Here is a 24,201-nt window from a genome sequence, read left to right on the forward strand (position 1 = left end):
GCCGCCGTCCCGTCGTCAGCGGCTTGCCGTCCGCTTCGGTGCGGGCTTGGCGGGCTGCTGTCGTTGCGGCTGCTTGCGCGGCGCGGTCCGTTTCGGCTCGGACTGCCCGGTGCGGCGCGGAGTGGCGCTCTGCTCACGGCGCGGGCTCTGCTGCTGCGGGCTCTTGCGGTACGTCTCCCGGGAGCCGGCGCCCGCACCGGAGCCGGAGCCGGACGGTTTGCCCGTGGACGGCTTGCCGGTGGACGGCTTGCTCCCCGAGGTGCGTCCGGGCCGCGCCGGCCGCTGCCCCGTCGCCGGACGCCGCAGTTCGGGGGACTGTGGCGGCTTGCCGTGCATGTTCGCGGGGCCGCCCTCGGGCGGTTCGCCGAGCTCGTCCAGCGCCTCTTCGGCGTACGGCGCGAAGAGCGGTGAGAAGCGCGGGTTGATCCGCAGCGCCTCCTGGAGGTACCGGCGGGCCGCCCCCGGCTCCCCGAGGCCCCGCTCGATCTGCCCCCGGTGGTAGGCGAACAGGGCGCTGCGAGGACCGTCCTTCATCGCCTTCTTCGCGTACCAGAGGGCCTTCTTGCTGTCGCCCGCCCGGTGCAGCGCCCAGCCGAGAGCGTCCGTGGTCTGGCGGCCCGGATGCCGCTTCCACTCGGCGGTGAGACGCCGCACCGCCGCGTCGGCGTCCCCGTGGTCGGCCTCGAAGAGACCGAGGACGAGGGCGTCGTTGACGCCGCCCGCGCTCTCCTCCTTGATCCGGGCCCGCAGGGTGTCGTACTGGGCCTGCGAGGCCGGCTCCATGCCGAGCGACTCGTACAACTCGCCGAGTTCCAGGATGTGTTCGGGCAGCGGCAGCTTGGTGACCGCCGCCTGGTGGGCGACCAGCGCCTCGGAGGTCCTGCCGAGCGCCATCAGGGCCCGGCCCTTGCCCGCGAGGGCGGCGTGCTGCTCGGGGTCGGTGCGCAGGGCGGCCTCGAAGTAGCGCAGTGCCTCCGCGGCCTCGCCGCGCTCGAAGGCCAGCTCGCCGACGCGGTGCAGATACGCCGCCTGCTCGGTGGGGGTCTCGGCGAGCGCGGCCGCGTCGGAGAGGGCCGCCGCCGCGTCCTCGCGCCAGCCGCGGTCCCGGTAGACCTGGGCGGTACGCGCCATCACGGCGCTGCCGGACTGCAGTTCCTGCAGTTTCTCCAGGGTCTTGCCGACCGCCTTGTGGTCGCCGAGCCTGCCGTAGGCGTCGATCAGATTCGGGTACAGGGTCCAGCGCTCGGGCGCCTGCATCACCGCCAGCTCGCCCCACTTCTTCGCCGCGCGGTAGTCGTGCCGCGCGGCCGCGAGCGCCGCCATCCCGGCGAGCGCCTCGACGTTGCCCTGGTCGGCGTGGCGGGTGGCGAGCGACCGTTTCAGGGCGTCCTCGGCCTTCGGGTAGTACGTCAAGTCAGCGGTGCGGCGGGCCTGTTCGACATAGGCGGCACCGAGCACGGCCCAGGACTCCTCGTCGCCCGGGTGGGTGCGCACATGCGCCTCGCGGTCGCCGATCAGGGCGGCGAGATCGGGCAGCGCCGCCGGTGCGCCGGCTCCGGTCGCGGCCATCGCACGCCCCACGGGCCCGAGCGCGGGCTTGGTCTCCTCGTCCTGCAGGAGCGGTACGAGGGTCAGCAGGCCGGTGAGCACCGCGGCCCCCGCGACCGAGGTGAACAGGGCGCGCCGCGCGGCGGGGGAGAGGCGGCGGCGCGGAGCTTCACGTACCGGCGCCGGCGCATGTGCCGACTCCTGTGCGGGCTCCGGCACGGGCTCCGGTTCCGGTACGGCGGCGGGGACCGGCTGTTCGTTCTCCATGGCGCACACTGTGCGTCAATACGAAGAGCACATGGTGGCACAGGAAGGCGAAGGCAGACGGGTTCACACCGATGGCCCCCGGTGCGACCCTTGGATCATGAACGGTGGATCCGAAGTGCTCCTGGCCCGGCTGAGTGACGGACTGCCCGCCGACGCGGTGCTCACCGATCCGGACGTGATGTCCTCGTACGCCCATGACATGGCGAGCTTCTGCGACGCCGGGGCCCCCGCCGTCGTGGTCATGCCGCGCACCGTCGAAGAGGTGCAGCACATCATGCGCACCGCCACCGCGCTGCGCGTCCCCGTCGTGCCCCAGGGCGCGCGCACCGGCCTGTCCGGCGCGGCCAACGCGTCGGACGGCTGCATCGTGCTGTCCCTGATCAAGATGGACCGGATCCTGGAGATCAGCCCGGTCGACCGGATAGCCGTCGTCGAACCGGGCGTCGTCAACGCCGCGCTCTCCCGCGCCGTGAACGAACACGGTCTCTACTACCCGCCGGATCCCAGCAGTTGGGAGGAGTGCACCATCGGCGGCAACATCGGCACGGCATCGGGCGGCCTGTGCTGTGTGAAGTACGGGGTCACCGCCGAGTACGTCCTCGGACTCGATGTCGTCCTCGCCGACGGGCGTCTGATGACCACCGGCCGCCGTACCGCCAAGGGCGTCGCGGGCTATGACCTCACGCGCCTGTTCGTCGGCTCAGAGGGCAGTCTCGGCATCGTCGTACGCGCGGTGCTCGCGCTGAAGCCGGAGCCGCCCGCGCAGCTCGCGCTCGCCGCGGAGTTCGGCTCGACGGCCGCCGCCTGCGAGGCGATCTGCAAGATCATGGAGGGCGGGCATGTGCCCTCGCTCCTGGAACTGATGGACCGTACGACCATCAAGGCCGTCAACGACATGGCGCAGATGGGGCTGCCCGACAGCACCGAAGCCCTGCTGCTCGCCGCCTTCGACACCGCGGACCCGGCCGCCGACCTGGCCGCGGTCGGTGAGCTGTGCGCCGCGTCGGGGGCCACCGACGTGGTGCCCGCCGACGATCACGCCGAGTCCGAACTGCTGCTCCAGGCGCGGCGGTTGTCGCTCACCGCGCTCGAAGCGGTCAAGGGCACCACGATGATCGACGACGTCTGCGTCCCCCGCTCCCGGCTCGCCGACATGCTCGACGGCACCGCCCGTATCGCCGAGAAGTACGGACTGACCATCGGCGTCTGCGCACACGCGGGGGACGGCAACACCCACCCCACGGTCTGCTTCGACGCACAGGACCCCGACGAGTCCCGGCGCGCACGGGAGTCCTTCGACGAGATCATGGGGCTCGGTCTGGAACTCGGCGGCACGATCACCGGCGAGCACGGTGTGGGCGTACTCAAGAAGGAGTGGCTGGCGCGCGAGATCGGCCCCGTCGGCATCGAGATGCAGCGCGGGATCAAGCAGACCTTCGACCCCCTCGGCATCCTCAACCCGGGCAAGCTGTTCTGACCTCGGCTCTCCTGCTTCCGCACGATCCGCGGGCACGCGCGCGGGTACGCGGTTCACTCACCGTCCTTCGACTCGTCGGACGGCCACGGGTCCCGCAGCCACAGGTCGTCGGCCGGAGTCGGGGCGAGCAGCTCGGCCAGGCCGTCGTCGATGCCGAGCTGCTCGGACTCAGAACCCGGCGCCACCACCCGAAGGGTGCGCTCGAGCCAGGCGGACACGGCGGCCGCCGGTGCCTCCAGGAGGGCGTCGCCGTCCGGTGAGCTCAGCGCCATCAGCACGACGCTGCGCCCGTCCATCTTGGTCGGCCAGACCCGCACGTCCCCGTGGCCGCACGGCCTGAAGACGCCCTCGACCAGGAGTTCACGGGCGAAGGTCCAGTTCACCGGCTGGTCGGAGCCGATGTGGAAGGTGATGTGCACGGCGTACGGGTCGTCCGTGCGGTAGGTGAGCCTGGCCGGTACCGGGATGCTGCGCTCCGGCGAGAGGACCAGCTTGAGCTCCAGTTCGCGTTCCACCACGGTGTGCATCTTGTGCGCTTCCTTCCCTCTTGTTCCTGCGGCTTGAGCCGGTGGCTTGCGCCTGCGGCTTGTGCTGCTGCGGTGCGGGGCCCGAAGCAGGCCCGCATGAGGTGAGAGCGCGATGGCCGTCCGTGCTTACGCGGCTTTTCCGGGTTTCTTTTCGGCGACCGGAATGTGCCCGGAAAGTGGACGGAACGCCCGGAGCGGCCCGAGGGGTTGCGAGGGTCTGATAGATGTGGAGCCACAACAAGACCTTCGAGCAGATACGGGACGACGGACCATGAGCGCCCCAACCCCGGCACCCGGCGACTCCAGCCCCAACAGCGGGTACTACCCGGATCCCTCCATCCCCGGATATATCCGGTACTGGAACGGCGCGGCCTGGGTGCCCGGCACCAGCCGCCCCGCTCCCGCCGAGGGCGAGCCGATGCCCGAACCGCCCGGCGGCGCCCCGGCCGTCCTCCCCGAGCAGCAGGTCGCTCCGGCCGAGGAGACCGGCCCGATGTTCTTCGACGAGGAGCCCGCGGCCGAGCCGGGCCCGGCGGCCACCGGCCAGCCGGGCCGCCCCGAGCCCGCCTCCGCGTGGGGCGCCGACGCGTCCCGGCAGGCCGGGTTCGGCGGCGAGCAGGACCGCCGGGTCTCCTGGGGCTCCCCGGACGACTCCGACCCGCGCGGCACCGGCCAGGCCCCGCAGACCGGCGCCGGTACGCCGCCGCAGGGCGTCCCCGGCACCCCGCCGCAGGGCACCCACGGTGCGCAGTCCCCCGAGCAGCCCGCGGCCCAGGCTCCCGGCGAGCGGCCGGACGGCACGGTCACGATCCGCGCCCTGAAGCCCGGTCGCGGCCAGCAGCCCCCGGCAGCTCCGGCGTCCCCGGCCGCTCCGGCTTCCGGTGAGAATCCGGCGGCGCCGGGCGACGCCCAGGGCCGCCCGCCCGCCGAGCACACGGTGATGGTCCGCCGGGTGCGTCCCGGAGCCGGCGGTGCACCGGGTCAGACGCAGGGCCAAGCACAGGGCCAGGGCGGGCCGCAGGGCGCGGGCCAGGCCCCGCAGCAGCCCGAGCCCGGCACCATGGCGATCCGCGCGCTGCCTGGCTCGGCGGGCCCGCAGTCACAGGGCGGCGCCCCTGCCGCACCGGGCAACTCCGCGCCCGCGCAGTCCGGTTACGGCTACCCACAGCAGGGAGCGCCCGCCGTTCCCGGTCAGCCCGGTCAGCCCGGTCAGCCCGCGCAGTCCGGCTACGGCTATCCGCAGCCGCAGTCCGGCGGCCCCGCCGGTTCGCCGATGACCTCGGGGCCCGGTGGCGGTGCCGCCTCCTGGCCGCAGCAGGTGCAGCAGCTGGCGCAGGGTCCGGAAGCGGCGGGCCCCGCCGCGCCGATCAGGCCGGTGGCCAACGACCCGTTCCTCGCGGCCGCCCAGGCGGCGGCCGCGGCCCGGCCCGCCTCGCTCGGCAAGCGGCTCGTGGCCCGGCTCATCGACACGGTGATCACCGGCGCGGTCACCGCGGCGGTCGCCGTACCGCTGGTCACCCAGTCCGTGGACCACATCGACGGCAAGATCCAGGACGCCAAGCAGTCCGGCGTGGAGACCACGGTGTGGCTGCTCGACGGCACGACGTCGCTGTACCTCGGCATCGTGCTCGCCGTCCTGCTGGTCTTCGGTGTCCTCTACGAGGCCCTGCCCACCTCCAAGTGGGGTGTGACCCTCGGCAAGAAGCTGATGAAGATCGAGGTGCGGGACATCGAGGAGCATGTCGCCCCGACCTTCGGTGCGGCTCTGCGGCGCTGGCTGGTGTACAGCGTTCCCGGTGTCCTGATGATCGGTGTCATCGGCGTGCTGTGGTGCACGTGGGACCGGCCGTGGCGACAGTGCCTCCACGACAAGACGGCGCGCACGTTCGTGGCCGGGACCGGCTGAGGTCGGTTCGTCCCTGGACGTCGTCCGGCTTCCGTGAACCCGCCCTTCGGGCTTGTCCTCAAACTCCTCCAGCTACCGCTGGGAGGTGCCCCCGGACGGGCGTGATGCGTCGCCCGCAATCGCCGGACGGGCGTGATGGGTCGCCCGCAATCGCCGGACGGGCGTGATGCGTCGCCCGTTCGGCCCCCTGCCGCGTGCGGGCCGCCCACCGGCACGGTCGACTCGGGCCATGACCACACAACCGCCGCCGCCCCCGGGCTCGGGCCCGCCGGACGACGATCCGTTCAGCAAGCCGCAGCAGCCGCCCGCGGGCAGCGGTGGCGGCTCTCCGTACGACAGCCCGCAGCCGCCGCCCCCGCCTTCGGGCGGCGGCGCCGACAACCCGTACAACACTCCGCCCCCGCCCCCGCCCGGTGACGGCGCGGGCGGCGCGGGCGGCTTCGGCACTCCGCCGCCCCCGCCCGGCGGCGGTATGCCGCCGCCCTACGGCGGCGACCCGTACGGCGGTGGCTACGGCGGAACCGACCCGCTGGCCGGGATGCCGCCGCTCGCCGACAGCGGCAAGCGCGTACTCGCCCGCGTCATCGACATGATCATCGTCGGCGCCGTGGTCTATCTGCTCTCGCTGCTCTTCGGCGGAGTGCACTTCGAGACCGACCCCGACAAGGTCGAGTACGGCGAGTCCTTCGGGCAGTCGCTGCTCGCCGCGGTCCTCTACACCGGCTACGACACGGTGATGATCTCCAAGACCGGTCAGACGCTCGGCAAGAAGTGGCTCGGCCTGCGGGTCGCGAACCTCGACAACGGGGCCACGCCGACCATGCAGACCGCGCTGGTGCGGGCCGCGGTCCTGTGGCTGCCGTTCGCGTTCTGCTGCGCCTGCATCTGGACCGCGATCTGCGGTGGCTGGAGCTTCTTCGACAAGCCGTACAAGCAGGGTCTGCACGACAAGGCCGCGAAGACGGTGGTGGTCAGCACGGCCTGAACGACCCCGAGCGGCGGATGTGCGCCGGCGGGCCCGTGACAAGCGTCACGGGCCCGCCGGCTGTTGTGCGGGGTGCTGCCGAACTCCGGGGTGGGGAAGGGGAGTTCAGCGGCGCAGCGAGGGCTCGGTGACCCGCGGCTCGGCGCCGGAGTGCACTCGCTGCACGGGTATGCGCTCGTCGGAGGCGGTCGCGGCCGCGGTGGCGGCGACGGCGGGTTCCGGCGCCTGGGAGGTACGTGGACTCGGCGCCGCCCTCGGCATCGGCACGGTCACGGCGACCAGCAGCCCGAGACCCAGGGCGGCGATGGTGATGACGGCGATGCCGATGCCCGTGGTCGTCTGGGACAGCAGCAGCATGGCGAGGGTCGAGAAGATTACGGTGGCGGAACCGTAGGCGAGCTGTGCGGCAGTCGGGCGAGGCATGGCGAACTCCGTCGTCCTGGGGGACAGCAGATGCGGATGGACGGTCGACTTGGCTTAGCGCGCCGTCGCGTGACTCTATTCCGCTGGATTCCCGGGCGGAACGGGTAGTAAGCGTGACCTAACCCACGGTGCCGAAGCATGAGGGGCGCACGGGCTCACTCGACAGTCCATGACTTGAGATGTACGCGCCCTCGCTCAAGGTCCGACGGGGAACCACTCAAGAACCAACAGTGTCCGGATAGTGCAACTGGTCGACCGCGTAACGCACTTGAACGCTCCAAGTCAAGGTCTGTCTTTTCTCGCGTGACTCCGGTCGAATGGCGTCACTTGTGACGCGGCCCTGCGCCCGGAACCCATCACTCCTCATCCGCAGGCTCCATCAGGCGCGGTCGCGGGGGAGGACAGTACGAAGTGATCCAGGGGACCAGGAGCGGCAGACGCCGCCGTACGTTGCGGGCGGCAGCCGTGGTGACAGCGCTTGCCGCGGCCGGCGCGACGGTGTCGGCGTACAGCATGGCGCAGGCCGATGACCACGGCCGGCAGCGGGCCGCCGACGTGGAGCGGCAGGACCCGGCGCCCGCCAAGGGCAAGGGCCATGACGACCACGATCTGGAGGGGCCGTTCAGCGAGCGCCAGGCGCAGCTGCGCGAGGACGCCCTGCGGCAGGTCATATCCGGCGACGCGAAGGCCACCAAGCGCGGTGCCTCCCATGTCGTGAAGCTGGACGACGGAAAGTACGTCGAGCTCGGCCGGGAGAAGACCGACAAGATCTTCACGATCCTGGTGGAGTTCGGCGACAAGGTCGACGACACCACGATGTACGACCCGGACGGCGACGGACCGAAGCCGCCGGTGAAGAAGTACGGCGGCAAGCCGGGCCCGCAGCACAACAAGATCGCCCAGCCGGATCGCGAGAACGACAACTCCACGGCCTGGCAGGCGGATTACAACAAGCAGCACTTCCAGGACCTGTACTTCTCCAAGGACCCGAAGAAGGAGTCCGTCAAGAAGTACTACGAGAAGCAGTCCTCGGGCCGCTACTCGGTGGACGGCGAGGTCTCCGACTGGGTCAAGGTCGACTACAACGAGGCCCGCTACGGCTCCAATTACTGCGGCGACACCAACTGCGCCAACGTCTGGGACGCGGTGCGCGACGGCACCAACCAGTGGACCGCCGACCAGAAGGCGGCCGGCAAGACCGACGCCGAGATCAAGGCGCAGCTCGCCGAGTACGACAAGTGGGACCGCTACGACTTCGACGCCGACGGCAACTTCAACGAACCCGACGGCTACATCGACCACTTCCAGATCGTGCACGCCGGTGAGGACGAGTCCGCCGGCGGCGGCGCCGAGGGCGAGAACGCCATCTGGGCGCACCGGTGGTACGCGTACGGCTCGGACGCGGGCAAGACGGGTCCTGCCGAGAACAAGGCGGGCGGCACCCAGATCGGCGGCACCGGCGTCTGGGTCGGCGACTACACGATGCAGCCGGAGAACGGCGGCCTCGGCGTCTTCGCCCACGAGTACGGCCACGACCTCGGTCTGCCGGACCTCTACGACACCTCGGGCAAGGGTGAGAACTCCACCGCCTACTGGTCGTTGATGTCCTCCGGCTCGTGGCTCGGCCGCGGCAAGGACTCCATCGGCGACCTGCCGGGTGACATGACCGCCTGGGACAAGCTGCAGCTCGGCTGGCTCGACTACGACACGGCGAAGGCCGGGACGAAGTCCACGCACAAGCTGGGTCTTGCCGAGTTCCAGACCAAGAACAAGCAGGCGCTCGTCGTCGAACTCCCCAAGAAGCCGGTGACGACCACCATCACGAAGCCGGCCGAGGGCGCCAAGCAGTGGTGGAGCGGCCAGGGCGACGACCTCAAGAACACCCTGACCCGCACGGTCGACCTGACCGGCAGGTCCAAGGCGTCCCTCGACCTCTCGGGCTGGTGGGACATCGAGGAGAACTACGACTACGCCTACGCCGAGGTCTCCACGGACGGCGGCGCGAGCTACACCCCGCTCGACGGCACCGCGGACGGCAAGCCGATCCCGCGTGACGGCGGTGACAAGCCCGCCCTGACCGGGAGTTCGGGCGCGTACAAGAAGCTCGGCTACCCGCTCGACGCCTACGCCGGCAAGAAGGTCGAACTCCGCTTCCGCTACCAGACGGACGGCGGCACCTCGCTCAAGGGCTTTGCGGCGGACGGCATTTCGGTGACCGCGGACGGCGAGAAGCTGTTCACGGACAACGCCGAGACGGATGACGGCGGTTGGACCAAGAAGGGCTTCGACCGTATCGGCGCGTCCTTCACCAAGGACTACGCGCAGTACTACATCGCCGAGAACCGGCAGTACGTGTCGTACGACAAGACCCTCAAGTCCGGCCCGTACAACTTCGGTTGGGCCAAGACGCGGGAGAACTGGGTCGAGCACTTCCCGTACCAGAACGGTCTGCTGCTCTGGCAGTGGGACACCTCGCAGGCCGACAACAACACGGGCGTGCACCCGGGCCAGGGTCTGGTCCTGCCGATCGACGCGCGCCCGAAGGCCGAGAAGTGGGGCGACGGCACGCTGATGCGCAACCGCATCCAGTCCTTCGACTCGCCCTTCAGCCGGGAGCGCACCGACGCGATCACTCTGCACAAGGACGGGGTCGCGAAGAAGATCCCGGCGCGGGCCGGAGTGCCGGTCTTCGACGACGGTCACTGGGTGTCGTACTACGACCCGTCGAACCCCACGGCGGGCGTGAAGGTAACTGACACCAACACCCGGATCTCGATCTTGAAGCAGCCGGCCAACGGCGAAACGATCACGGTCCAGGTGGGCCCCCAGCAGGACTGATCGGCGTTATTGCAGGTCAGGGACGTATCGGCCGCGACCCTCTAGCGGGTCGCGGCCGATCGTGTTTAGGTGCGTCCTGTGGGTTTCTTATTGACGCAACGTCTCACGGGGGTGTGATGCCGGATGGCTGGAGGAGGCTTCAGCAAGCTGCCGAACGGCAGTGTGGTGGTGGCCCTGACCCTGCCGAGCCCTGACCGGGCCGGGGGCAAGGTGCGGGTCCTGGTGCATGCCGCGAACCGGGCGCGGGCGCTGACGCGGCTGCGGAACCTGGGGCTGCGGGCGGTGTACCTGCGGGGCAATTCCGCCCCGCCGACCCCCGACGAGATCACGGCGGTCCTGCACCATCCGGACGGCCTGATATGGCGCACGGCACCGGACGAGGCGGATGAACTCTGGCATCCGATCAGGGCCCTGTTGCGCCCGGCCAGGCCCGCCTGATTTCTCCCCTCCCGGCCCCGGCCCCGCTAAACCACCGGCTTGCCGGTCAGCTCCACGCCGGCCTCGCGCAGCTCCTCCAGGGCCCGCTGAGTCGTCTCCTCCGCCACCCCGGCCGTGAGGTCGAGGAGCACCTGCGTACGAAAACCCTCGCGGGCCGCGTCGAGAGCCGTGGCCCGCACGCAGTGGTCCGTGGCGATCCCCACGACATCCACCTCGGAGACCTCCCGCGCCCGCAGCCACCGCGCCAGCGGCATGCCGTTCTCGTCGACGCCCTCGAATCCGCTGTACGCCGCCGCGTACGCGCCCTTGTCGAAGACCGCGTCGATCGCGCCCGAGGCGACCGTGGGGGCGAAGTTCGGGTGGAAGCCGACGCCCTCCGTGCCGGCCACGCAGTGCGCGGGCCAGTGGTCGACATAGTCGGGGTGGTCGGCGAAGTGGTCGCCGGGGGCGATGTGATGGTCACGGGTGGCGACCACATGCTGGTAGCACGCCCCGGCGGTCTGGCCCACCAGATCCGTGATCGCCGCGGCGACATCGGCGCCGCCGGCCACGGCGAGGCTGCCGCCCTCACAGAAATCGTTCTGCACATCCACGACAATCAGGGCGCGGCGCATGGTGGTTGTCCTTCGGCTGGAGGCGTCGGCTGAGGATCCGGGTGGAAGGTGCGGCTCGGCCGATACCGACTGAGCCTAGAGACTCCAAGTGCATTGCGGGAGAGGGCGTTTGGCTGCTCACGCCGCCGGTGGGTGACTGCCGTTGCCTTCCCGCTCGCCGTGCGTTCATGCGCGCTCGACCGTCTGTGCGCGGCCACCGCGAGCGCGCCTTCACGCCGTCATACATACTCCGTGGGGATGACCACGTCCCCGCGTGACAACTGCGTCGCCGAGAGCGGCAGCAGATCACGGGCCGCCTTGTGCCGCTCGCGCACGGTGTCGAGCGGCTCGCGGGCCACCACGTCACCGCCCTTGACCAGCTGCACCAGGAGCTGCCGGTCGGCGAGCTCGGCGGGCACGGGCCCGGTGCCGATCACCTCGGCCTCGGCGACGCCGTACTCGTCCAGGCGCCGCGCGGCCCACTTGCGGCCGCCGCGCGAGGACTTGGCGCCCAGGGACTTCTTCGCCACCGGTTCGAGTGTGGCCTTGGGGTCGGCCGACTTCGCCCGCGCGACCAGCTTGTAGACCATCGAGCAGGTGGGGTGGCCCGAACCGGTGACCAGCTGGGTGCCGACGCCGTACGCGTCCACGGGGGCCGCGGCGAGCGAGGCGATGGCGTACTCGTCCAGGTCCGAGGTGACCACGATCTTCGTCCGGGTCGCGCCGAGCTCGTCCAGCTGCTGCCGCACGCGGTGCGCGACCAGGAGCAGGTCACCGGAGTCGATGCGCACGGCGCCGAGCTCGGGTCCCGCGACGTCCACGGCCATCCGTACCGCCTCGGCGACGTCATAGGTGTCGACGAGCAGCGTCGTGCCCCGGCCGAGCGAGTCCACCTGGGCGGTGAAGGCATCCCGCTCGCTGTCGTGCAGCAGAGTGAAGGCGTGCGCGGAGGTGCCGACCGTGGGGATGTCGTAGCGGAAGCCCGCGGCCAGGTCGGACGTGGTGTCGAAGCCGCCGACGTACGCCGCGCGCGAGGCGGCCACCGCGGCCAGCTCGTGGGTGCGCCGGGCGCCCATCTCGATCAGGGCGCGCCCGCCCGCGGCGGCCGACATCCGGGACGCGGCCGCGGCGATCGCCGAGTCGTGGTTGAGGATGGACAGGATCACGGTCTCCAGGAGCACACACTCCGCGAAGGAGCCCTCCACCCGCAGGACCGGCGAGCCGGGGAAGTAGACCTCGCCCTCCGGGTAGCCCCAGATGTCGCCGCTGAAGCGGTATCCGGCGAGCCACTTCAGGGTCGGCTCGTCCACGACGCGGCGCTCGCGCAGAAAGCCGAGGACGGCGTCGTCGAAGCGGAAGTTCTCGACGGCGTCAAGGACGCGCCCCGTACCTGCCACGACGCCGTAGCGGCGCCCTTCGGGCAGTCTGCGGGTGAAGACCTCGAAGACCGAGCGGCGCTCGGCGGTGCCGGCCTTCAGGGCGGCCTGCAGCATCGTCAGCTCGTAGTGGTCGGTGAAGAGCGCCGTCGACGGCACATCCACGGGCAGACCGAGGCCGGGGTCTGCAGCGTTCAAAGGCCCACTGTTCATGCTTCCGGATGCTACCCCTATCTCGTCACTCTGACGATTTCCGGGGGTCATTTGTGCGGGAGCCGGGCGCAAGTGGCAGCATGGGGCAAGTGAGTGTGGCTCCCGATGTGTCCCCCGTAGAGGTCCAGCGCCCCGAGTCGGCGGAGGAGGTCTCCGCCGTCGTGGAGCCCGATGTCCCCTGGGTCACGATCGTGCACAACGACCCGGTGAATCTCATGAGTTATGTGACGTATGTCTTCCAGACGTACTTCGGCTACTCGAAGGACAAGGCGCACAAACTGATGCTCGACGTCCATCACAAGGGGCGCGCGATCGTCTCCAGCGGTACCCGCGAGGAGATGGAGCGCGATGTGCAGGCCATGCACGGCTACGGCCTGTGGGCGACCCTGAGCCAGGACCGCACCTGATGGCCGGGCACTTCGAGCCGATCCCCGGCGGCGGCGCGGCCGTGGCGCTCGACGAGGTCGAGATCTCCATCCTGCGCTCGCTCGCGGTCCAGCTCCTCGAACTGATCGGGCCGGGACCCGGCGGCGCGGAAGCGGACCCCGACCCGCTCGCGGAGCTGTTCGCCGAGGGCCCGAGCGAGCCGCCGTCCGACCCGGTCCTGCAGCGCCTTTTCCCGGACGCGTACGGCGACCCCGAGGCGGTCCCGGACGACCAACTCAAGGAGTACTCGGCCGAGTTCAGGCGCTTCACGGAGAACGACCTGCGGGCCGGCAAGCGGGAGAGCGCCCTCGTGGTGGTGCACTCCCTGGACGCGCTCAGCTCCGGCGGCGACGGCGGCGCGGTGCTCAAGCTCTCGGTGGACGAGTCGAAGCAGTGGCTCGGCTCCCTCAACGACCTGCGGCTCGCGATCGCCGCCCGCCTCGACGTCATCGACGAGGAGGACACGGACCTCCTTTATCAGCTGCCGGACAGCGATCCGCGCAAGCCGATGGTGATGGCGTATCTGTGGCTGGGCGGGCTGCAGGAGACGCTCGTCGAGACGCTGATGGCCTGAGCGCAGCGCGCTCACGCGGTCACGCGGTGGATGTGACGGCATATACCCCGGTTCGCCGAGGCTGAGAGCCCGATTACCGGACGCAATCTCGGCCGTCTGCCCGAATGCGATCCCGTCACAGCGGGGCCCCTTCCTGACAGGTGGGGGCCTTTTTGCTGTTTTGCGGGTGACCTGCGTCACGTAAAGCAGCGTTAAAGACATGGCGAGAATCGTCAACTCCATTTCCGGCGCCACCCCTCGCCGCAGTGGAGACCTGGCGCATCGCCAGCAACGCACGACGCAACGACACGCGTCCAGCGCATGCCCGAGGCATGCCCGGCGCGCGCACGACCGAGGCACCACCTTGTCCGGGTCCGCGGACAAGGAACGCCCCAAGTCGCCGATCGGACAACGGCGTTCGCTCCAGCCCGCACTTCTGCCCTGCTGCCGCTCCAGCCGTGCAGCAGCACTGCGCCATCGAGGCAGTCACATGTCACTCGATTCCATCACCACCTCCATCGACGACGCGATCAGTGAGCTGAGCACGTCGAGCCCGTAGCCACCTGGCCCGGCGAGGTCGTCTTCCATTCGGTGCCCGTCGCAGGCACCGAACTGCCCCTGACCGTCGCCTGGTTGGTGGTCGCCGGCCTGGTCTTCACGGCCTGGTTCGGAGCCATCCAGCTGCGTAAGTTCAAGCTCGCCGTGGACGTGGTGAGAGGGAAGTGCGACGAGAAGGGGTCGGCCGGCGAGGTCAACCACTTCCAGGCGCTGACCGCCGCGGTCTCCGGCACCGTGGGCCTCGGCAATATCGCCGGTGTCGCCGTCGCCGTCTCCATCGGTGGTGCGGGCGCCACGTTCTGGATGACCCTGTGCGGCCTGCTCGGTATGGCCACCAAGTTCGTCGAGGTCACCCTCGGTGTGAAGTACCGCCAGGTGCACGAGGACGGCTGTGTCTCCGACGGCCCGATGCACTATCTGCCCAAGGGCCTCGCCGAGCGCTTCGGCTCCGGCGGCAAGGCGCTCGGCAAGGTGCTCGCCGTGCTCGCCTCCGTGATGATCCTGTTCTTCGGCCTCTTCGGCGGCAACCTGTTCCAGGTCAACCAGGGCTACGCGCAGCTGGTCTCCGTCACCGGCGGCGAGGGCGGCGCCATGGGCTCGTCCGCGGGCGCGCTCTTCTTCGGCCTGATCATCGCGGCCCTGGTCGGCATCGTGCTGCTCGGCGGCATCCGCTCCATCGCCTCGGTCACCAGCCGTCTGGTCCCGGCCATGGCCGGCCTCTACATCGTGGCCTGCCTGGTCGTCATCCTCGTCAACGTCACCGCCGTCCCGTCCGCGATCGCCACGATCGTCGAGGGTGCCTTCAACCCCGAGGGTGTCGCGGGCGGTGTCCTCGGTGCCCTGATCATCGGCTTCAAGCGGGCCGCGTTCTCCAACGAGGCCGGTCTCGGTTCCTCTCCGATCGCGCACTCCGCGGTCAAGGCCAAGCACCCCGCGAGCGAGGGTCTGGTGGCGCTCCTCGAGCCGTTCATCGACACCGTCGTCGTCTGCACCATGACCACGCTGACCGTCGTCATCGCCAGCCCCGACAGCTGGGAGGCCGGAAGCGGCCAGGTCGAGGGCGTCACCGTCACCTCGGACGCCTTCGGGACCGTGCTGCCCTGGTTCTCGTACGTCCTGACCGTCGCGGTGCTGCTCTTCGCCATCTCGACCGTGCTGACCTGGGGTTACTACGGCCTCAAGGCCTGGACGTACCTCTTCGGCCGCAGCCGCGCCAGCGAGGTCACGTACAAGGCGATCTACACCGTCTTCTCGGTCGCCGGTGCGCTCCTGACCCTGCAGACGCTGATCGACATGGCCGACGCGGTGCTCTTCCTCCTCGCCGTCTTCAACATCATCGGCCTCTACCTCCTCGCCCCGATCGCCAAGCGGGAGCTGAACTCGTTCCTCGCGTACGTCCAGCGCCGCAAGAACGGCGAGCAGGAGCCGGAGTCGGAGGACGCCGCGCTGGAGAAGGCGAAGGTCTGACAGCCCGACCGCCCCGCCCTGCGCAGGGCGGGGCGACCGAGGGCCCGCGCCCACCCGTTCCGGTGGGCGCGGGCCCTCGCGCGTTCGCTCAACGGACTCTCAAATCCGGATAACGATCCCGTCACCCATCCGGCCGTTATTGCCGTCGCAAGGGGCCTTTGTCCGGTTCTTCCTGTGGTCCGTGCCACATTTTTTCCCGAGGGGCGTTCGCCGCGCCGTGGTAAATCTTCACGACCACTCGCGTGACGCCACCCATGTACCGCGAGGGCGCCCCGTCGGCCGAACGTCGATAGGCAAAAGCTCCATCCACATCCGGGGGGTCGGGACCCGATCCGGGCCACAGTGGCACGGGTCGGCATGGAGAAAGGCGCACATCATGACCTCAGCGCAGGTCGACAAGCAGTACGACGGCAATGAGGCCGTGGCCGGCGGCACGTCCGGCGAGGGGTACCAGCGCGGCCTCGGCGCCCGGCAGATCCAGATGATCGCGATCGGCGGTGCCATCGGCACCGGCCTGTTCCTCGGCGCCGGCAAGGGCATTTCCAAGGCGGGCCCGAGCCTCATCCTCGTGTACGCCCTCGCGGGTCTGGTCATCTTCTTCATCATGCGGGCGCTCGGCGAGCTCCTGATGTACCGCCCGGTGTCGGGCTCCTTCTCGGAGTACGCCCGTGAGTTCATCGGCCCGTTCGCGGGCTTCGTGACCGGCTGGACGTACTGGCTCTTCTGGGTCGTCACCGGAATCACCGAGGTCACCGCGGCCTCCGAGTACATGCAGTTCTGGACCAAGAACGCCGACGGCTGGCTCAATCAGCCGCAGTGGGTGTTCGCGCTGATCTTCACCGTGGTCCTCTTCGGCGCCAACCTGATCTCCGTGAAGCTCTTCGGCGAGCTGGAGTTCTGGTTCTCGATGATCAAGGTCACCGCGATCATCGGCATGATCCTCATCTGTGCCGGCATCCTCACCATCGGCTTCTCCGACGCCGCCGACAGCGCCTCCATGTCGCTCCTGTGGAGCGAGGGCGGCTTCTTCCCGCACGGCGTCGGCAACTCCCTGATGACCCTGCACCTGGTGATGTTCGCCTTCATGGCCGTCGAGCTCGTCGGCGTCACCGCGGGTGAGTCCAAGGACCCGAAGACCGTGCTGCCCAAGGCCATCAACACCGTGCCGTGGCGGATCGCCGTCTTCTACGTCGGTGCGCTGATCATGATTCTGTCGGTCGTGCCGTGGACCCACTTCCAGCCCGGTGTCAGCCCGTTCGTCGCCGCCTTCGAGAAGATGGGCCTCGGTATCGGTGCCGCGATCGTGAACTTCGTGGTCCTCACCGCCGCCCTGTCCTCCTGCAACTCGGGTATGTACTCCACCGGCCGGATGCTGCGCGACCTCGCGCTGAGCGGCCAGGGCCCGAAGTTCTTCACCAAGCTGACCAAGAACGGCCTGCCGCTCGTCGGCACGAGCTTCTCGGCCTCGCTGATGCTGTTCGGCGTCTGGATCAACTACGAGTTCCCGGGTGAGGCGTTCGACTACGTCGTCTCCTTCGCCACCATCTCCGGTATGTGGGCCTGGATCATGATCCTGATCAGCCAGCTCAAGTACCGCCGCAAGGCCGACCGCGGTGAGCTGCCGCAGTCCAGCTTCAAGGCCCCCGGCGCCCCCTACACCAGCATGTTCGCCCTCGCCTTCATCGCCGCGGCCATCGTGCTCATGGGCGTCGACGAGGAAGCGCGGATCTCGCTGTACTTCGCCCCCCTCTGGGCTCTGATCCTGACCGTCGGCTATCTGGCCGTGCAGCGTCGCAAGCAGGCCGCGGCGCCGGCCCTGGAGGACACCAAGAGCTGAGGCAGGAGGCGGCACCGAAGCGTCCGGAGCACCCGGCGTCTCAGCTGCTGTCTCAATAGATGGGCCGCGGATCTCAGATCCGCGGCCCATCTGCTTATTCTCATCAGATGCTGACCATTACCCAGGCCCTGCACGACCAGATCGTCGCCCACGCGCGCGAGGACCACCCCGACGAGGCGTGCGGCGTGGTCGCGGGCCCGGTCGGCACCGGCCGTCCCGAGCGCTTCATCCCGATGCTGAACGCCGCGCGCTCGCCCACGTTCTACGAGTTCGACTCGGGCGACCTGCTCAAGCTGTACCGCGAGATGGACGACCGGGACGAGGAGCCCGTGGTCATCTATCACTCGCACACCGCGACCGAGGCCTACCCGTCGCGCACGGACATCTCGTACGCGAACGAGCCGGGCGCCCACTACGTCCTGGTGTCGACGGCGGACGCGGACGACGCCGGACCGTTCCAGTTCCGCTCCTTCCGGATCGTCGAGGGGGAGGTCACCGAGGAAGAGGTCGAGGTCGTGCAGGCATACTGAGCGCTGACCTTTGAGGCGGCAGGAGCCAGGAACCCGGTGCGAACCCGGGACGGTCCCGCCACTGTGACCAGGCACGGCCTGGAAGTCAGGAACTGACCTGCCGCCCTCTCCCACCGACCAGGGGACGCGGAAATCCCCCGGAGAGGCCCCAGTTGTGTCCTCAGTGACCTGGCCCGCGCGCACCCGTGCCCTCATAGCCACGGCCGCCCTGCTCGCCCCGCTCGCCGCCTGCTCGTCCGGCGCCGCGAACACCGCGCAATCCGGGGGCGAGCCCGCCGCGGGCTTTCCGTACACGGTGACCAACTGCGGCGTGAAGACCACCTTCAAGGCGCCCCCGAAACGCGCGGTCACCCTCAACCAGCACGCCACCGAGGTCATGCTCGAACTCGGCCTGCGCGACCGGATGGCGGGCACCGCCTACCTCGACGACCGGGTACTCCCCGAGTACGCGGCGGACTACAAGTCCCTGCCGGTGCTCGCCGACGAGTACCCCTCGTACGAGAAGCTCCTGGCCGCGAACCCCGACTTCGTCTACGGCGGATACGCCAGCGCCTTCGCCGCGACGGACGGCCGCGCCCGCGCGTCCCTGCAGAAGTCCGGCATCGAGACCCGCCTCAACATCGAGAGCTGCACCTCGGGACCCTCCACGATGAAGGACGTCCACCGGGAGGTCCGCGAGGTCGGCGCCACCTTCGGCGTACGCGGGCGCGCGCAGAAGTGGGTCGAGGGCGCCGAGCGCGAAGTCGCGGACACCACGGCCCGGTTGAAGGGCGCGAAGCCGCTCTCGGTCTTCGTCTACGACAGCGGCGACAAGACCGCCTTCACCGCCGGCGGCAAGGGCATCGGCAACGAGATCATCGAGCGCGCCGGCGGCCGCAATGTCTTCGCCGACCTGAACAAGCCCTTCGCCGACGCCTCTTGGGAGAAGGTCGTCGAGCGGGCCCCGGATGTCGTCGTGATCTACGACTACGGCGGTACCTCGGTCGCCCAGAAGAAGAAGCGCCTCCTGGACGACCCGGCCCTCGCCGACGTCCCGGCCATCAAGCACCGGCGCTTCGCCGTGCTGCCGCTGTCGGACGCGGTCCTCGGCGTACGGGCACCGGCGGCGGTGGAGAAGCTGGCCAAGCAGCTGCACCCGGACTCCTTCCGGTGACCCGCACCCGCCCGGCCCCGGTGCCCCGCACCCGCCGACCGGCAGTGACCCGCACCCCCGTGACCCTCGTCGTGCTGGGCGCCGCCCTCGCGGTGGCGGCGCTCGCGGGGCTCGCCCTCGGCTCCGTACGTATCCCGGCCGCCGATGTCATGGCCGCGCTCACCGGGAACGCGGAGCCGTCGCCGTACCGCACGATCGTCCTCGACGTCCGGCTGCCCAGGGTCCTGCTCGGCGCCTGCGTGGGTGCCGGGCTCGCCGTCATCGGGGCCGTGCTGCAGGCGCTGGTGCGCAATCCGCTCGCCGATCCGTTCCTGCTCGGTGTCTCCTCCGGTGCCTCCGCCGGCGCGGTCGCCGTGATCGTGCTCGGCGGGAGCCTGGGCCTGGCCGGAGTGGCGACGACCGTGTCCGTGCCGATCGCGGCCTTCGTGGGCGCGATGGGCTCGCTCGCGCTCGTCTACATCCTGGCCAGAAGCGGCCGCGGCGGCTTCACCACCGGCCGCCTGATCCTCGCGGGCGTCGCGGTCGCCTATATCCTCTCCGCCCTGACCAGCCTGTTCCTGGTCGTCTCGGCCCGCGCCGACCACCTCAAGGAAGTCCTGTACTGGACGCTCGGCGGCCTCGGCAGCGCCCGCTGGGACATGCTCGCCCTGCCCGCCGCCGTGCTCGTCGCGGGCACCGCGCTCCTGCTCGCCCTGGCCAGGCCGCTCGACCTGCTGCTCGTGGGGGAGGAGGGTGCGACCGTGCTCGGCCTGGACACCGCGCGCTTCCGCGCCGCCGTCTTCGTCCTCGCCTCACTGCTCACCGGCGTCCTCGTGGCGTACAGCGGGGCCATCGGCTTCGTCGGCCTGATGGTGCCGCACGCGGTCCGTATGGCCGTGGGCGCCGGACACCGCAGACTGCTGCCCGCCGCCGCGCTCGCCGGGGCGTTCTTCCTGGTCGCGGCGGATCTCGCGGCGCGCACGGTGGCGGCGCCGCAGGACATACCCGTGGGCGTGCTCACGGCGCTCACCGGCGGCCCGTTCTTCCTGTGGCTGCTGCACCGTGGACGTACCGCCGAAGGGGCCGAAGCCTGATGCTGCGCACCGAGGAACTCTCGTACGAGATCAGCGGCCGCCGGCTCGTCGACGCGGTCACGCTGCGGGCCGCCGAGGGGGAGACGGTCGGTCTGGTCGGCCCCAACGGCAGCGGCAAGACGACCCTGTTGAGATGCGTCTACGGCACGCTCACCCCCGCGTCGGGCCGTGTCCTCCTGGACGGCGACGACCTCGGCGAGCTCTCCGTCAAGGACCGTGCCCGCCGGATCGCGACCGTCCCGCAGGACGGGCACGCGGGCTTCGACCTGACCGTCGCCGAAGTGGTCGCCATGGGCCGCTCCCCGCACAAGCGGTTCTGGGAGGCGGACACGGCGGCCGACGAACGGCTCGTCCAGGAGGCGCTCGACCGGCTCGGCGCCGGGGACCTGACCCGGCGCCCCTTCCCCCGGCTCTCCGGGGGCGAGCGCCAACGGGTCCTGATGGCACGGGCGTTGGTGCAGCAGCCGCGCCTCCTGGTGCTCGACGAACCCACCAACCACCTGGACATCCGCTACCAGCTGGAGATCCTGGGCCTCATCCGCACCCTGGGCACCACCAACCTCCTGGCCCTGCACGATCTGAACCTCGCGGCGTACTACTGCGACCGCCTGTATGTCCTGGACGAGGGCCGCGTCGTGGCGTTCGGCACACCGGATGAGGTCCTCACGCCCGAGCTGCTCGCCTCCGTCTACGGCGTGAGTGCCGAGGTCAGCGTGCATCCGGGCACCGGCGCTCCGACGGTCACCTACCTTCCCGCGGCCCCGTTGTCCGTGTGACTGTCCGCGTGACGAACGAAAGTCGTCCAGTATGCGAGATCACATTCCAGGAGCCGGACCGGGAATCGATACGATGACCGCATGGTTTCTCACGACGTGAACGACAAGACGCCGGGCATGCTGCTCGTGGCGCGCCTTCACGTCGACCTGTGCAGGCTCAACAGCGCCATCTGTCCACGCTGACCCTGCCGCCGGGCGCCCGCGGGCCACGGCGTTCCCACGCGTACCACCACGCTCTGCGCGGGCTGCCGCGCGCCCACCCACCTGACTTCCTTCGACAGGAGCCCACAGCCATGGCCATCGAGGTCCGCATCCCCACCATCCTCCGCCAGTACACCGACGGCGAGAAGGCCGTCCAGGGCAGCGGCGACACCCTCGCCGAGCTGTTCAACGACCTCGAGTCCCGCCACTCGGGCATCCAGGACCGCCTGGTGGACGGCGGCGAACTGCGCCGCTTCGTGAACGTCTATCTGAACGACGAGGACGTCCGCTTCCTCGACGGCATCACCACCAAGCTCAACGACGGCGACAGCATCACGATCCTCCCGGCCGTCGCGGGAGGTGCGGCCGTGACGGAGCCGCGTCCTGTCGGGGTGGCGGCCGGGCGACGGGCGGGCATGGCCTGATATGCGGTACGACTCCCCGCTGGCCGCGGTCGGGAACACCCCGCTCGTCCGCCTGCCGAGGCTCTCGCCGGCCGAGGACGTCCGGATCTGGGCGAAGCTGGAGGACCGCAACCCGACCGGCTCGGTCAAGGACCGCCCCGCGCTCCATATGATCGAACAGGCCGAGAAGGACGGCCGGTTGACGCCCGGCTGCACCATCCTCGAACCGACCAGCGGCAACACGGGCATCTCGCTCGCGATGGCGGCAAGGCTCAAGGGCTACCGCATCGTCTGTGTGATGCCCGAGAACACCTCGTCCGAGCGGCGCGAACTGCTCGCCATGTGGGGAGCGGAGATCATCTCCTCCCCGGCGGCCGGTGGCTCCAACACGGCGGTACGCGTCGCCAAGGAGCTCTCCGCCGAGCACCCGGACTGGGTGATGCTCTACCAGTACGGCAACCCGGACAACGCGGGCGCCCACTACGCCACGACCGGCCCCGAGATCCTCGCCGACCTGCCCTCGGTCACCCACTTCGTGGCGGGCCTCGGCACCACGGGCACGCTCATGGGGGTCGGCCGCTATCTGCGTGAGCAGAAGCCGGACATCAAGATCGTGGCCGCCGAGCCGCGCTACGACGACCTGGTGTACGGCCTGCGCAACCTCGACGAGGGCTTCGTCCCCGAGCTCTACGACGAGTCGGTGCTCACCACCCGGTTCTCGGTCGGCTCCGTGGACGCGGTGACCCGCACCCGTGAACTCCTGCAGCAGGAGGGCATCTTCGCGGGCGTCTCCACCGGAGCGGCCCTGCACGCCGCGATCGGCGTCGCCCGCAAGGCGCTCCGCGCGGGTGAGCCGGCCGATGTGGTGTTCGTCGTGGCCGACGGCGGCTGGAAGTACCTGTCGACGGGGATCTACACGGCGTCCTCGACGGAGGAAGCGGTGGCGGCCCTGCACGGGCAGCTGTGGGCATAGGCACCTCGCCGTAGGTGTCCCCGACCGCCGGACGGGCTTGATGCGACAACCCGTCCGGCGATCGAGGCCACGGGCTCACTCCGCCAGGTACCGCACCTGGTCCCACAGCGCCGGGTCGACGATGCCCGCCCTGCGCCGGAACTCCCACAACGGCACGTCCCGCAGCTCGTCCGTCTCGAGGAAGCTCGGACGGCCGTGGGCGTCGCCCACCGAGCCGGGCGGCAGCGGAATGACGCCGGCCCGCTCGTCGTGGTACTTGCTCGTGATCTTCGCGACGACGGCACTCTCACCCCGCACCGTGAGCACCAGGCAGGGCCGGTCCTTCGATCCTGGCCCGTCCTCGTACGGCACATCCGCCCACCAGATCTCCCCTGGCTGCGGCCGCCGCTTGGGGGTCCGCTGGGGGCCGCGCGGGCGGGACGGGGGGCGGGTGCGGCCGCCGGGCCGGGTCCGGGACCGTCCATAGCCGTCCGCGACCGCGGCGACCAACGCGATCGCCACGACGGCGGCCAGCGCGAACCACCAGGACGTGTCCATGCCCCCGACGGTACCGGGGCCCCCGCGCACCCGCTCGCCCGGCCGGTTCACCGCCCGAACCGGTGACAACGCAGGTGAGTTCCCCCACAACGGCCCGGCAGGTAGGAGCGACCAGCTCTTTTGCGCCTTACGCTCAACGGACCGCACAACCCCCGTCCTTCCAGCCAGCACGGAGGTTCCCGCTCCATGAAGCTCACCGTCGTCGGCTGCTCGGGGTCGTTTCCGTCCGCGGACTCGGCCTGCTCGAGCTACCTCGTCGAGGCCGACGGCTTCCGGCTGCTCCTCGACATGGGCAACGGTGCCCTGGGCGAGCTGCAGCGCCACTGCGGTCTCTACGACCTGGACGCGATCTTCCTCAGCCATCTGCACGCCGACCACTGCATCGACATGTGCGGCTACTTCGTGGCCCGCTACTACCGGCACGAGGGCGGCCGCTGCGACCCGCTGCCGGTCTACGGTCCCGAGGGCACGGAACAGCGTCTGACCACGGCGTACGCGGACACACCTTCGGCGTCCTCGATGAGCGAGGTGTTCGACTTCCACACCCTGAAGCCGGGCTCGTTCGACATCGGCCCGTTCTCCGTGCGTACGGAGAAGGTGTTCCACCCGGTGGAGGCGTACGCGATCAGAGTCGAGCACGCCGGCAAGTCGCTCACGTACTCCGGGGACACGGGGGTGTGCCCGGCCCTGGACGAACTCGCCGACGGCACCGATCTGTTCCTCTGCGAGGCCTCCTTCACCCACGGCAAGGAGGACATCCCCGACCTGCACCTCAACGGCCGTGAGGCCGGTGAGGCGGCCCGCCGGGCGGGGGTGGGGCGCCTGGTCCTCACCCATATCCCGCCGTGGACCGACGGGTCGGTGAATCTGGCCGACGCGCGGGCCGCGTACGACGGCCCGACGGAGCTGGCCGCGCCGGGCGTGACGTACGAACTCTGAGCGCTCCGGGGAAGAGGGCCTAGCCCCGCGGGGTGCGCAGGCCGCGGCCGCTGAGCGCCATCCGGTTCCAGGTGTGGCGGCGGCCGCGGATCGCGACCGAGTACTCGTACATCACCTCGGGGTCGCACATGCCCGGGATGAAGGAGTCGCCGAAGTGGTGGGCGTCGAAACCCACTTCCTTCG

At 70.3% G+C, this 24,201-nt stretch carries 23 protein-coding genes, 1 pseudogene and 1 riboswitch; of the genes and pseudogenes, 17 read left to right on the plus strand and 7 right to left on the minus strand.

The features are described from left to right. Positions 1–15 precede the first annotated feature (15 nt). The gene (locus ACFQVC_RS37370) at positions 16–1,815 is read right to left on the minus strand and encodes a tetratricopeptide repeat protein (protein WP_381839329.1); all 1,800 of its coding nucleotides are present in this window, start codon (positions 1,813–1,815) and stop codon (positions 16–18) included. Between the two features lie 97 nt (positions 1,816–1,912). On the opposite strand from ACFQVC_RS37370, the gene ACFQVC_RS37375 reads away from it, so the two are divergent. Continuing rightward, positions 1,913–3,292, plus strand: coding sequence for an FAD-binding oxidoreductase (locus tag ACFQVC_RS37375; protein WP_381839332.1), 1,380 nt, complete (start codon positions 1,913–1,915; stop codon positions 3,290–3,292). A 53-nt stretch (positions 3,293–3,345) separates the two neighbouring features. Here ACFQVC_RS37375 and ACFQVC_RS37380 read toward each other — a convergent pair whose 3' ends face one another. Further along, positions 3,346–3,819 carry an SsgA family sporulation/cell division regulator gene (locus ACFQVC_RS37380; RefSeq protein ID WP_381839335.1) on the minus strand — a complete coding sequence of 158 codons (474 nt, stop codon included), beginning with the start codon at positions 3,817–3,819 and terminating at the stop codon, positions 3,346–3,348. A gap of 271 nt (positions 3,820–4,090) precedes the next feature. On the opposite strand from ACFQVC_RS37380, the gene ACFQVC_RS37385 reads away from it, so the two are divergent. Both ACFQVC_RS37385 and ACFQVC_RS37390 read left to right on the plus strand, forming a co-directional pair. Further along, positions 4,091–5,725, plus strand: a complete 1,635-nt coding sequence (locus tag ACFQVC_RS37385; protein ID WP_381839338.1) for an RDD family protein — start codon at positions 4,091–4,093, stop codon at positions 5,723–5,725. A 229-nt stretch (positions 5,726–5,954) separates the two neighbouring features. Further along, positions 5,955–6,710, plus strand: a complete 756-nt coding sequence (locus ACFQVC_RS37390; protein WP_381839341.1) for an RDD family protein — start codon at positions 5,955–5,957, stop codon at positions 6,708–6,710. 105 nt (positions 6,711–6,815) lie between these two features. Here the strand turns inward: ACFQVC_RS37390 and ACFQVC_RS37395 are convergent, their stop codons facing one another. Beyond that, entirely contained in the window at positions 6,816–7,133 is a 318-nt protein-coding gene (locus ACFQVC_RS37395; RefSeq protein ID WP_381839343.1) for a hypothetical protein, read from the minus strand. Between the two features lie 465 nt (positions 7,134–7,598). Here ACFQVC_RS37395 and ACFQVC_RS37400 point away from each other — a divergent pair, with 465 nt between their 5' ends. Together ACFQVC_RS37400 and ACFQVC_RS37405 are read left to right on the plus strand one after the other, a co-directional pair. Beyond that, positions 7,599–9,971 (plus strand): immune inhibitor A domain-containing protein, encoded by a 2,373-nt coding sequence (locus ACFQVC_RS37400; protein ID WP_381839345.1) that lies wholly within the window; start codon positions 7,599–7,601, stop codon positions 9,969–9,971. A gap of 123 nt (positions 9,972–10,094) precedes the next feature. Beyond that, positions 10,095–10,409: a hypothetical protein gene (locus ACFQVC_RS37405; RefSeq protein WP_381839348.1), complete on the plus strand. Its 315-nt coding sequence runs from the start codon at positions 10,095–10,097 to the stop codon at positions 10,407–10,409. A gap of 26 nt (positions 10,410–10,435) precedes the next feature. On the opposite strand, the gene ACFQVC_RS37410 is transcribed toward ACFQVC_RS37405, so the two are convergent. Beyond that, a complete protein-coding gene (locus ACFQVC_RS37410; protein ID WP_381839351.1) occupies positions 10,436–11,023 on the minus strand; it encodes an isochorismatase family protein in 588 nt (195 codons plus the stop codon). Between the two features lie 218 nt (positions 11,024–11,241). Then, entirely contained in the window at positions 11,242–12,576 is a 1,335-nt protein-coding gene (locus ACFQVC_RS37415; RefSeq protein ID WP_381839354.1) for a nicotinate phosphoribosyltransferase, read from the minus strand. A gap of 95 nt (positions 12,577–12,671) precedes the next feature. On the opposite strand from ACFQVC_RS37415, the gene clpS reads away from it, so the two are divergent. From clpS to ACFQVC_RS37470, 11 genes and pseudogenes are all read left to right on the plus strand, one after another. After that, positions 12,672–12,998, plus strand: a complete 327-nt coding sequence (gene clpS / locus ACFQVC_RS37420) for an ATP-dependent Clp protease adapter ClpS (RefSeq protein ID WP_381839357.1) — start codon at positions 12,672–12,674, stop codon at positions 12,996–12,998. Beyond that, the gene (locus tag ACFQVC_RS37425; protein WP_381839360.1) at positions 12,998–13,591 is read left to right on the plus strand and encodes a DUF2017 domain-containing protein; all 594 of its coding nucleotides are present in this window, start codon (positions 12,998–13,000) and stop codon (positions 13,589–13,591) included. The genes clpS and ACFQVC_RS37425 overlap by 1 nt, the downstream gene beginning before the upstream one ends. Positions 13,592–14,060: 469 nt before the next feature. After that, positions 14,061–15,595: pseudogene (locus ACFQVC_RS37430) on the plus strand (alanine/glycine:cation symporter family protein). A 376-nt stretch (positions 15,596–15,971) separates the two neighbouring features. Next, positions 15,972–17,432, plus strand: a complete 1,461-nt coding sequence (locus ACFQVC_RS37435; protein WP_381839363.1) for an amino acid permease — start codon at positions 15,972–15,974, stop codon at positions 17,430–17,432. Positions 17,433–17,539: 107 nt separating this feature from the next. Next, positions 17,540–17,962 (plus strand): M67 family metallopeptidase, encoded by a 423-nt coding sequence (locus ACFQVC_RS37440; RefSeq protein ID WP_381839366.1) that lies wholly within the window; start codon positions 17,540–17,542, stop codon positions 17,960–17,962. Beyond that, positions 17,934–18,077: riboswitch (cobalamin riboswitch) on the plus strand. (Overlaps the previous gene by 29 nt.) A 48-nt stretch (positions 18,078–18,125) precedes the next feature. Continuing rightward, positions 18,126–19,115, plus strand: a complete 990-nt coding sequence (locus tag ACFQVC_RS37445; RefSeq protein ID WP_381839390.1) for an ABC transporter substrate-binding protein — start codon at positions 18,126–18,128, stop codon at positions 19,113–19,115. 59 nt (positions 19,116–19,174) lie between these two features. Then, complete coding sequence (locus tag ACFQVC_RS37450; RefSeq protein WP_417851993.1) at positions 19,175–20,188, plus strand: FecCD family ABC transporter permease; 1,014 nt, start codon at positions 19,175–19,177, stop codon at positions 20,186–20,188. Beyond that, complete coding sequence (locus ACFQVC_RS37455; protein ID WP_381839372.1) at positions 20,188–20,964, plus strand: ABC transporter ATP-binding protein; 777 nt, start codon at positions 20,188–20,190, stop codon at positions 20,962–20,964. The genes ACFQVC_RS37450 and ACFQVC_RS37455 overlap by 1 nt, the downstream gene beginning before the upstream one ends. 81 nt (positions 20,965–21,045) lie before the next feature. Continuing rightward, positions 21,046–21,147: a putative leader peptide gene (locus ACFQVC_RS37460; protein WP_349017425.1), complete on the plus strand. Its 102-nt coding sequence runs from the start codon at positions 21,046–21,048 to the stop codon at positions 21,145–21,147. Between the two features lie 110 nt (positions 21,148–21,257). Beyond that, on the plus strand, positions 21,258–21,590 hold the full coding sequence (locus tag ACFQVC_RS37465; RefSeq protein ID WP_381839376.1) for a MoaD/ThiS family protein: 333 nt from the start codon (positions 21,258–21,260) through the stop codon (positions 21,588–21,590). A 1-nt stretch (position 21,591) separates the two neighbouring features. Beyond that, positions 21,592–22,542 (plus strand): PLP-dependent cysteine synthase family protein, encoded by a 951-nt coding sequence (locus tag ACFQVC_RS37470; RefSeq protein ID WP_381839379.1) that lies wholly within the window; start codon positions 21,592–21,594, stop codon positions 22,540–22,542. Positions 22,543–22,617: 75 nt separating this feature from the next. Here ACFQVC_RS37470 and ACFQVC_RS37475 read toward each other — a convergent pair whose 3' ends face one another. Further along, complete coding sequence (locus ACFQVC_RS37475) at positions 22,618–23,079, minus strand: type II toxin-antitoxin system PemK/MazF family toxin (protein WP_381839382.1); 462 nt, start codon at positions 23,077–23,079, stop codon at positions 22,618–22,620. A gap of 186 nt (positions 23,080–23,265) precedes the next feature. Here ACFQVC_RS37475 and ACFQVC_RS37480 point away from each other — a divergent pair, with 186 nt between their 5' ends. Further along, positions 23,266–24,018, plus strand: a complete 753-nt coding sequence (locus ACFQVC_RS37480; RefSeq protein ID WP_381839384.1) for an MBL fold metallo-hydrolase — start codon at positions 23,266–23,268, stop codon at positions 24,016–24,018. Between the two features lie 19 nt (positions 24,019–24,037). Here the strand turns inward: ACFQVC_RS37480 and ACFQVC_RS42610 are convergent, their stop codons facing one another. Continuing rightward, positions 24,038–24,193, minus strand: a complete 156-nt coding sequence (locus ACFQVC_RS42610; protein ID WP_465270603.1) for a DUF7916 family protein — start codon at positions 24,191–24,193, stop codon at positions 24,038–24,040. Positions 24,194–24,201: the final 8 nt, after the last annotated feature.

The sequence above is a fragment of the Streptomyces monticola genome (assembly GCF_042665355.1).
Taxonomy (GTDB): domain Bacteria; phylum Actinomycetota; class Actinomycetes; order Streptomycetales; family Streptomycetaceae; genus Streptomyces; species Streptomyces monticola.

Coding starts and splice junctions, on each gene's coding strand:
- ACFQVC_RS37425 (WP_381839360.1), top strand. CDS start 12,998: ATGGCCGGGCACTTCGAGCCGATCCCCGGCGGCGGCGCGGCCGTGGCG.
- ACFQVC_RS37385 (WP_381839338.1), top strand. CDS start 4,091: ATGAGCGCCCCAACCCCGGCACCCGGCGACTCCAGCCCCAACAGCGGG.
- ACFQVC_RS37390 (WP_381839341.1), top strand. CDS start 5,955: ATGACCACACAACCGCCGCCGCCCCCGGGCTCGGGCCCGCCGGACGAC.
- clpS (WP_381839357.1), top strand. CDS start 12,672: ATGGGGCAAGTGAGTGTGGCTCCCGATGTGTCCCCCGTAGAGGTCCAG.
- ACFQVC_RS37455 (WP_381839372.1), top strand. CDS start 20,188: ATGCTGCGCACCGAGGAACTCTCGTACGAGATCAGCGGCCGCCGGCTC.
- ACFQVC_RS37370 (WP_381839329.1), bottom strand. CDS start 1,815: ATGGAGAACGAACAGCCGGTCCCCGCCGCCGTACCGGAACCGGAGCCC.
- ACFQVC_RS37465 (WP_381839376.1), top strand. CDS start 21,258: ATGGCCATCGAGGTCCGCATCCCCACCATCCTCCGCCAGTACACCGAC.
- ACFQVC_RS37405 (WP_381839348.1), top strand. CDS start 10,095: ATGGCTGGAGGAGGCTTCAGCAAGCTGCCGAACGGCAGTGTGGTGGTG.
- ACFQVC_RS37395 (WP_381839343.1), bottom strand. CDS start 7,133: ATGCCTCGCCCGACTGCCGCACAGCTCGCCTACGGTTCCGCCACCGTA.
- ACFQVC_RS37410 (WP_381839351.1), bottom strand. CDS start 11,023: ATGCGCCGCGCCCTGATTGTCGTGGATGTGCAGAACGATTTCTGTGAG.
- ACFQVC_RS37480 (WP_381839384.1), top strand. CDS start 23,266: ATGAAGCTCACCGTCGTCGGCTGCTCGGGGTCGTTTCCGTCCGCGGAC.
- ACFQVC_RS37380 (WP_381839335.1), bottom strand. CDS start 3,819: ATGCACACCGTGGTGGAACGCGAACTGGAGCTCAAGCTGGTCCTCTCG.
- ACFQVC_RS37475 (WP_381839382.1), bottom strand. CDS start 23,079: ATGGACACGTCCTGGTGGTTCGCGCTGGCCGCCGTCGTGGCGATCGCG.
- ACFQVC_RS37460 (WP_349017425.1), top strand. CDS start 21,046: ATGGTTTCTCACGACGTGAACGACAAGACGCCGGGCATGCTGCTCGTG.
- ACFQVC_RS37470 (WP_381839379.1), top strand. CDS start 21,592: ATGCGGTACGACTCCCCGCTGGCCGCGGTCGGGAACACCCCGCTCGTC.
- ACFQVC_RS37435 (WP_381839363.1), top strand. CDS start 15,972: ATGACCTCAGCGCAGGTCGACAAGCAGTACGACGGCAATGAGGCCGTG.
- ACFQVC_RS37375 (WP_381839332.1), top strand. CDS start 1,913: ATGAACGGTGGATCCGAAGTGCTCCTGGCCCGGCTGAGTGACGGACTG.
- ACFQVC_RS37440 (WP_381839366.1), top strand. CDS start 17,540: ATGCTGACCATTACCCAGGCCCTGCACGACCAGATCGTCGCCCACGCG.